A 7907-nucleotide genomic window follows, 5' to 3' on the forward strand; every position below is an offset into this window, starting at 1 on the left:
TTACGCGCAGCGGTAGTTCAGTCGGTTAGAATACCGGCCTGTCACGCCGGGGGTCGCGGGTTCGAGTCCCGTCCGCTGCGCCATATTCGGTCATCTGGAATGCTGAACGCCAGGTTGCCAACAAAAAGCCCGCTCATTTGAGCGGGCTTTTTGTTGTCTGGCATTTGCCTCTCTCTACTGCTCGGCATTGCGGCTATGACGATAATCACTGACCGCCTCATACACTGCCTTGCGCAAACGGTTGATACCGCCAATAGGCCGATGAGCCTCGATGCCGAACCAAGGGTTGAAGGATTGATTGTCACAAGCGAGGTTCAGCTTGGGCGTGTCGAAGTCCTGAGCCGGCACCTTGATCCGCGCCACCGTCTCGAACGGTGCATCGTCTTCCTGCCATTCAATACTGGTGTCTTCGATGGGCATGTACTTGCCCGGATCCTGACGCTGGATCTGCAAGACAAAACAGGCCGGCACGCGATCTGTGGATAACTGCTGATTCAATGCGCTGCGCAAGAAATTCGGCAGGTCCTGGTTCTGCGCAGGCAAGGTGTAGCTTGGGCAGCTGTCCGGGTCCGGTGCGACGCGAAACTTGGCATTGGCCGCGCCGAATTTGTAAGGCGATACCGAGAAGTAGGTGGTCTGGGTCGGACTGGTCGGGGGCGGGGAGAGTGTCGACAGGGCGATGAATAGATGACGGACCTGCCAGGTCCGCGGATCCAGGCTCGGGAAGAACGCCATTGCCTTCTTTCCGTCAGCCTGAGCGGCCACATTCTGACGGTACTCGGCGACATCACTGACAAAGAAGTTCGGATGATTGAACATCACGAAGTCCTGCTCGCCTTGTGATTGCCGACCCGCGAGCAGCTGCTTGCCGGGCACGTCCAGCAACTTGATCGCCATCCCCCGCGCATCGCGCAAGCTGTCGAATTGCGGATAGGCGTTACCGTTGGATAGGCGGATCGTTGCCTGCCAGGTCTTGCCCGGTTCGGCAAATACCCCTTGGCGCAGAGGCGCTGGCAGATCGTTCGGCACTTGGGCTTCGGCCATGACACAACCGTGAGCCTTGGCATGGGCATCACGCAGGTAGCGGGTGCCTTCGCGGTGCTGATCGACGATGCGGATAGCGGTCTGGATGATGTCCTGGGTCATGGCGCTTTCGCCCGGGGGGATCTGCTCCTTGTCCGAGACCGAGCCGCTGTGTTGCCAGGCAAACCAAGCGGTGGACAGGGCCCAGCCGAGCAGCCCGATGCCCAGCAGCCACAAGAGCGTCTTGCCCAAAAAGGCGCCGAGGCGCAGCCAGAGCGTGATCAACATGCAAACATCCTTTTACCTGTGGGGTTCATCATTACAGTTGCGACTCCAGCGGCCCGCCCAAGACTTTCAAATACTCCAGCAAGGCCCAGCGTTCTTGCGGTTGCAGCAAGCGGCCAATGACGCCATTGCCTCGCTCGCCTGAGCGGAATTCGTGGCCGCTGTTGTGGTTGCCGGTGATCTTGGTATCGAATAAAAACCCGTTGGCAAAGGCTTCGGTGCGATAGCCCAGATGTCGCGGGTCATATTCGAAGCTGCCTTTATAGAAGGTCGTTGCCCGCTCGGCCTGGGGGGACAACAGTTGATAAATCGTCGGCACCGAGCCGTTGTGCAGGAATGGAGGAGTGGCCCAGACACCTGCCAGCGGTCGGGCCTTGTAGGCGCGCAATTCACGCACGCCGATGGGCAGCCCGAAGCCATCCAAGGCCGGGCGCTCGACCGGCGTTACGCCGGCGTCGCGATAAGCGCGGTTTTCGACAAACGCTGTGACATAGGCCAGGCCCTTGGCAACCGAAACCTGGCTGAGATCCAGCGGCTCTGTCGGCGTCGGGTGCAGTTGCACCTCCAGCTTCGCCAGCTCGGCCGGGTCCCATTGCAGACTGGTCAGGTTGAAGCGATGGTCGGCGATATTATTGGCGGTGCCGGGGTCGGTGCCGATCACTTTCACCGGCAGCATGTGCAATTGCTGGACCGGCCTGTCGGGCCCCTGAACCACTTTTGGGACATGGCAGCCGGCGCAGTTCTCGGCGAACAGCCCCCGGCCTTTGGCGGCCAAAGGCTTGTCGATCGAGCCCAAGAGCGCCTCCGGCCATGCCGGAGGCTTGAGCAGTTGCAAGGTTTCTTCAATCTTGTTCAGGTCGCGCACGCGCACGCTGGAAGGATAGCGCGCATCGCCCTGCAGCGGCTTGCCCTGGGCGTCGAAGAAATTCAACGTGGCGCCGACTCCCAATGCCTCGCCGACATTGCGCGCCATCGGTTGCTGGGCCGAGCCGTTCCACTGCACCCAGTCAAATGTCCACATTTCCCACAGCTGGGGGTAATCCACCGGCGCGTTGGCGACCCGGTAGTTTTCCTCCGAGATGGCGTCGCCGAAACTGGCGTTGGCGATGCGGCCAAAGGCGTCGGTACGGCCCGGACCTTCCTCGGTGGGATAGAGGCCGCGATGGGTGTCGTTCCAGGCCGTGCTCAGGAAGGTGTTCAGGGAAACCTTGAAGGCTTTGCGTAACTCTTCATGACGAGCCTCATAGTCATTGCCCAGCACTTGGCGGGCGAAGCGCTCGAATTTCCAGGGGTTGTAGTAGGTCGAGGCGAGGCTTGCGACCAATGCCTGTCCGAAACTGCCTCCACGCAATGTCGGAACAGTCGACGGCAGTACGTGTTGGGCCGAGCCGCCATCGATCCGTATTGCCTGGCCCTTGAAGTGCAGCTCGCCGGTGTGGCAGGCGGCGCACGTAATATCCAGATATTGTTCGTTGCTGCCCGCGTTTTGGTGACGGGTGAAACCTACCGGCAAGTTGCCGGGGTTTTGCGGCGTGGCTTTTTGCGCCGGATCGACCAGGAACCCGAAGCGCGCCAGATATTCCGGTGAAGAGAAACGCTGTTGCGAGAACGGCAATTCGAGGGCCGTGAACCACTCGTAACGCAGGCCTTTGACCTGGGTGCCCTGGGGGGTGAAATAGTAAGTCTGGCGCTCTGCCGCGCTCCATTGGTCCAGATAGTGCACCTGCTCCACGGGCGTATACGCCGGCAAGCGCGGGTTGGCGACGTAATAAAGCACGACGGCCACGGCGATGATGAGCAGGGCGAGTAACAGCAAGAGAATGCGAGAGAGGAGGCGCACGGTAACGTCCTTGTTTTTTTGATATGCCCTTATGCCTCAGTGCCGGCTGGCCGGCAAGTGGCCATTATCTTGGGCCGTATGGGGCGGCAATTTGTCTCTGTACGTAATAGATGACAGATGCTTCATCTGCCCAGGATCAAAAAGCGTTTGCCGGCCTGAACTTATCATCGCTTTGTGGCTCACATGCCGGTAGCCATTGGTCGTGGCCGCCTGATAAGCTCGCGGCTTTACTCGATTGCCCTTTAGGCGCATGAACAAGGAAATAGCATGAAACAGCATCGGTTGGCGGCGGCGGTAGCCCTGGTTGGCCTGGTACTCGCGGGTTGTGACTCGCAGACCAGCGTAGAGCTGAAAACCCCGGCGCAAAAAGCTTCCTACGGCATTGGCTTGAACATGGGCAAGAGCCTGGCTCAGGAAGGTATGGATGACCTGGACTCCAAAGCAGTCGCCCAGGGCATCGAAGATGCCGTCGGCAAGAAAGAACAGAAGCTGAAAGACGAAGAACTGGTCGAAGCCTTCGCCGCCCTGCAAAAGCGTGCCGAAGAACGCATGGCCAAGATGAGTGAAGAGTCGGCAGCGGCCGGCAAGAAATTCCTCGAAGAAAATGGCAAGAAGGCGGGTGTTACCACCACCGCTTCCGGCCTGCAGTATGAAGTGGTCAAGAAAGCCGACGGCGCACAGCCCAAGCCGACCGACGTAGTGACCGTTCACTACACCGGCAAGTTGACCAACGGCACTGTGTTCGACAGCTCCGTGGAGCGTGGCAGCCCGATTGACCTGCCGGTCAGCGGCGTGATCCCGGGTTGGGTCGAAGGCCTGCAACTGATGCACGTCGGCGAGAAGTACAAGCTGTACATCCCGAGCGACCTGGCCTACGGCGCCCAGAGCCCGAGCCCGGCCATCCCTGCCAATTCGGTCCTGGTGTTTGACCTGGAACTGCTGGCAATCAAGGATCCGGCAAAAGAAGACGCAGCCAAGTAATCGCGTCTGCTATAACGACAACGCCTCGCTTAATGCGGGGCGTTGTTGCATCTGGTGTTCGGTGAATGACAAAAAAACCGAACGCTCGGGGTGGGCTACAGTCATAGGCAATACAGGCGCTGCGCTAGACGCAGTTGGCCGATCAAGTCAATGAAATATTGGGTTTTTTTATGTGAGTAAAAAACGCCCGATCTAAGCCGGGCCCTTATTAAACGGGGGCTTCAGCGGTGAAATGCAGCTCTGTTCACAAGGTTATCCACAATTTGTGTGGATAACATTTCAGTGGGAGAAAAAATGAAGGCCCCGTGGAATTTCACCCGGTTTCTACCTCTGGCGGGACGGCTGCTGGCTCGCGGTAGACTGCCGACGTTGCTGTTCGCCGTTGCCAGCAAAGGCGCGCGCGAAGGTGGCCGGCTGGGCAAGCTCAAGGAAGACCTGCGCTTGTTGCAGGCGTTGTGCCTGGCCTACTGGCGTGGCGAGTACCGGGCGGTCAGTGCCAAGTCGTTATTGTCAGTCGTCGCGGGGCTCATGTATTTCCTCAGCCCTCTGGACGCGATTCCAGACCTGCTGCCGATGTTCGGCATGTTCGACGACATTGCCGTGCTGGCGTGGATCATGAAAACACTCGACGACGAACTCAGTGCCTTCCGCGCCTGGCGTGACCAGCAGTCACCCGAGAAGCTCGCACGGGTTGAAAGACTTCCCGATACCCCAGAACAACTCCAGCTCCAAGGTCCGAAAAAGTCCTGATCCCGCCTGTTTGCCCCCAGAACATCATCGCCCCGCGACCTTGGCTGCTATTTAGGATTACACTTCCAAGGAAAAAAGCTGACTCGCTAAGTGTTGTTGTCCTACGGGGTAGACATGGATATTCAAATAATCACACGCGACGGAGAGCCCGAGTACGCGGTTTTGCCGTGGGGTCAGTACCAGTCGTTATTGAAGGCAGCAGGTCTCAATCAAGCTCCGCCGCGGGAGGCAAAAGCCCAGGACGCGGCGGCACCCGATCAGGTCCTTCCTGGTCTGGATCAGTTGCGCAGCTTGCGCGAAGGGAAGGGCATCGCCATCGAGGCGCTGGCCCGCACGGTAGGCATCAGCCCGTCTTATCTGGCCATGATCGAAAGCGGCGAGCGTCAGCCCGATGCCGCGATCAAGCGCAGCTTGGCCTGGGAACTGACGGTGCCGGGTTGGAGGGATGAATCGTGAGTGTACGCATCAGTCGACAACATTGGGATGGGTTGTTGGGGGAGTTGGACCAGGCACGTCGCCAGCGCCATTTGCTGACATACCGCGCCTTGCTGGAACGCTTGCAGCTTCCAAGCCCGGCGATGCAGACCTTGACCGCCGCGCTCGAACATCTCGCCGCGCTGGACGCCCGGGCTGAACAGCCGCTGCGCAGTTCGTTGGTCATCAGCCAGGGTGCCAGCCGATTGCCGCGCACCGGTTTCTTCGAATGTGTCGAACGCCTCGGCCGTTTTTCCGGTCCCTCCGACGGCGTCGCCGCTGCGTCCTGGCATGCTTCGGAAGTGGTTCGGGTGTTCGAATACGAGTACCCCGAATCGGCGGAGGCCTGAGTGCTCTGGCGCATCAAGGCGCGGGCCGGCTATTGGCTGGCGCGTCGGTTGTTTCATTGGTCATGGTTCGTCCGACAGCCGCGTGGCTGGGCCTGGCTCGAAGGTCAGTTTGCACGCATGGCGAACCTGGGTGATGTCGGTGCCCAGAGTTTCTACGGGCATATCCTGACGTTTCGCGGCCAGGGGCTGGGCGCGCGGGAGGAGGGCATTCGCCTGCTGCGATTGGCCGCACTGGCCGGTGATGGCAAGGCCGCCTATCAGGTCGGCGTCATTAGCCTCGCCGGGTCCGCCACTAAAGCGCCGGACCCGGCCGAAGCGGCGCGCTGGTGGACCCTGGCTGCAAAGGCCGGGCATCCGTTGGCCGAGATCAAGCTCAAGGCGCTCGAAGGCCAGGCCCCTTAGTTGTTATCCATAGGCGGTATCTTTTTTCTTCGCTAATGGAGCATGTCCTTTAGGGCAAATCTCAGAATCGTCCTACGCTATCCGTCTCCTTATCTGACTTATTTTCCCGGACTTCCCCGGCACAGTCTCGCGCTTCCCGATTCCTCGCGAGACGCCTGCCCATGCCCGATCGATATATCCTGTTGGCCTCTGATCGAGCGCTGCCCTGATGGATCAGATGCGCCGCATCGAGGATGCACTCGACAGTTTCAAAGAGACCCTTCCCCTTTACCGCGAGCAGCTCGAGAGCTGGTACAGCCGCGCTGCGGACGGCGCCAGCCAGTTAGCCGACCTGCCGTCATTGATGGGCATGGAGCGGGTGATCCGTTTCGGTGACAGCACCACGGCGGTCAGCATCCAGGACACGGATTTTCTCTCCACCGTCGCCCAGTGCCCCAAGGGCGGCGTCTTGACGATCGAGAGCAAGCTCGAGTCGGTGTACGACATTCCGCTGGGCGGCATCGTTGTCGATGTGGTGGAGGTCGGCAGTGGAAAGATCACGCCGGTCACGCTGGATGCCCAAGGCGTGGGGACCTTCAAGGGCGAAGCGGGTCGCTACTATCAGGTACACGTCCAAGGCGAGGTATCTCCCAAGCAAATCGAAGAACTGTTTTCTTCCTACGACGGCCTGACCTCCGATCTGACGGACTGGCTGCGCGGCGAATGGCAGGGTTTCAAGCCGCAGTGGGCGCAGCAATCCCTGACGACGTCGGCCGCTGCGGTGGGCAATGGCCTGCTAGCCGGCGGTTGGGCAGCGATCGAAGGGGTGTGGGACAGCATCGGCCTGATCTCGGACATCCTCAAGGACCCGGTTCGGTTCGGCGCGGAGTTGGGCAGCGGCGCGGCCGATCTAGCCGAACTAGCACAGTCGGCACCGCAGGTCATGGCGAAGCTGCAGCTGCTGGCCAGTGACGAAGCGGCTCTGTGCCTACTGGTGCGCACCGCCAGTCTCTGGCTGGACATGCTGCCGCCCAGTGAACTCGCCGGCAGCACGGCCCAAGCGTTATCCACAATGCTCGTGCAGTTGGTGATCGACCTGCTGATCGGCGTGGTCCTGACCTTCGCCGCGGCGGGAGCCGGCATTGCTTATCTGTCGATGCGCCTGGTTCGGCACAGTGCTCGCCTGCTGGATGCCGCGAAGCGTTTCATTCGTGCCATCTTCGCGGTGGTGAACGGTTTCATGGCCTACGTGGACCGCTACAAAACCGTGGCGGCGCGAGGCATCACCGCCGCTGTGAAAAAGGGCCGGATGCAACTGCGCTGGGACGCGAAGCGCAATACCACGCTGAAACAAGACCAACACCACGACGACGCCCCCGCCCAATCGAAAAACCCCAACGGCGATCCCGCCGACAACGCCGACCAAACCCGCACCCATGGCTGCCCGGTGTCGATGGTCACCGGCGAAGAACTGCTGACCCTGGAAGACGGCACCCTCGACGGGCGTTTGCCCTTCGTCTTCACCCGTCTTTATCGCACCAGCGCTGCCGACCTGGACATTGGCCTCGGCCGTGGCTGGAGTCATGCCCTGTCCCATCGCCTGTTGATCGAAGGCGAGCAGGTCATCTGGATCGACCAGGAAAACCGCCGCACCACATTTCCTCGACCACACCTGCAACGCCCGGCGATCCACAACAGCCTGGCCCGCGCGGCGATCTACCTGAGCAGCGAGCCGGACGAGCTGATCATCGCCCAACCCGGCGACGGTGCGCCTTTCCTACACTTTCGCGACGGTCATCTGATCGCCCTGAGCGATCGGTACG

At 60.5% G+C, this 7907-nt stretch carries 8 protein-coding genes and 1 tRNA gene; 7 read left to right on the plus strand and 2 right to left on the minus strand.

Features of this window, described 5'->3' with window-relative positions:
- Positions 1-6: 6 nt before the first annotated feature.
- A tRNA-Asp gene (locus HU806_RS25920) sits at positions 7-83 on the plus strand.
- Positions 84-174: 91 nt separating this feature from the next.
- On the opposite strand, the gene HU806_RS25925 is transcribed toward HU806_RS25920, so the two are convergent.
- Together HU806_RS25925 and HU806_RS25930 are read right to left on the minus strand one after the other, a co-directional pair.
- Positions 175-1311: a catalase family protein gene (locus HU806_RS25925; RefSeq protein WP_186615716.1), complete on the minus strand. Its 1137-nt coding sequence runs from the start codon at positions 1309-1311 to the stop codon at positions 175-177.
- Positions 1312-1342: 31 nt separating this feature from the next.
- Positions 1343-3148 carry a di-heme-cytochrome C peroxidase gene (locus HU806_RS25930; protein WP_186615718.1) on the minus strand — a complete coding sequence of 602 codons (1806 nt, stop codon included), beginning with the start codon at positions 3146-3148 and terminating at the stop codon, positions 1343-1345.
- Between the two features lie 267 nt (positions 3149-3415).
- On the opposite strand from HU806_RS25930, the gene HU806_RS25935 reads away from it, so the two are divergent.
- From HU806_RS25935 to HU806_RS25960, 6 genes are all read left to right on the plus strand, one after another.
- On the plus strand, positions 3416-4129 hold the full coding sequence (locus HU806_RS25935; protein WP_030142016.1) for an FKBP-type peptidyl-prolyl cis-trans isomerase: 714 nt from the start codon (positions 3416-3418) through the stop codon (positions 4127-4129).
- Positions 4130-4423: 294 nt separating this feature from the next.
- Positions 4424-4879: a YkvA family protein gene (locus HU806_RS25940; RefSeq protein ID WP_186615720.1), complete on the plus strand. Its 456-nt coding sequence runs from the start codon at positions 4424-4426 to the stop codon at positions 4877-4879.
- A gap of 114 nt (positions 4880-4993) precedes the next feature.
- Positions 4994-5335: a helix-turn-helix domain-containing protein gene (locus HU806_RS25945; RefSeq protein ID WP_186615722.1), complete on the plus strand. Its 342-nt coding sequence runs from the start codon at positions 4994-4996 to the stop codon at positions 5333-5335.
- Positions 5332-5703 (plus strand): hypothetical protein, encoded by a 372-nt coding sequence (locus HU806_RS25950; RefSeq protein ID WP_003179080.1) that lies wholly within the window; start codon positions 5332-5334, stop codon positions 5701-5703. The genes HU806_RS25945 and HU806_RS25950 overlap by 4 nt, the downstream gene beginning before the upstream one ends.
- Complete coding sequence (locus HU806_RS25955; RefSeq protein WP_186615724.1) at positions 5704-6105, plus strand: SEL1-like repeat protein; 402 nt, start codon at positions 5704-5706, stop codon at positions 6103-6105. It abuts the gene before it with no gap.
- 208 nt (positions 6106-6313) lie between these two features.
- Positions 6314-7907, plus strand: a 1594-nt coding sequence (locus tag HU806_RS25960) for a DUF6531 domain-containing protein (protein ID WP_238350244.1), incomplete at its 3' end; no start/stop codon positions are given.

The organism is Pseudomonas sp. SWRI154, assembly GCF_014268645.1.
In the GTDB taxonomy this organism is placed as follows: domain Bacteria; phylum Pseudomonadota; class Gammaproteobacteria; order Pseudomonadales; family Pseudomonadaceae; genus Aquipseudomonas; species Aquipseudomonas marvdashtae.

Bases quoted from the DNA above. Each gene is read 5' to 3' on its own strand.
- HU806_RS25925 (WP_186615716.1), bottom strand. From the start codon at position 1,311: ATGTTGATCACGCTCTGGCTGCGCCTCGGCGCCTTTTTGGGCAAGACG.
- HU806_RS25935 (WP_030142016.1), top strand. From the start codon at position 3,416: ATGAAACAGCATCGGTTGGCGGCGGCGGTAGCCCTGGTTGGCCTGGTA.
- HU806_RS25940 (WP_186615720.1), top strand. From the start codon at position 4,424: ATGAAGGCCCCGTGGAATTTCACCCGGTTTCTACCTCTGGCGGGACGG.
- HU806_RS25945 (WP_186615722.1), top strand. From the start codon at position 4,994: ATGGATATTCAAATAATCACACGCGACGGAGAGCCCGAGTACGCGGTT.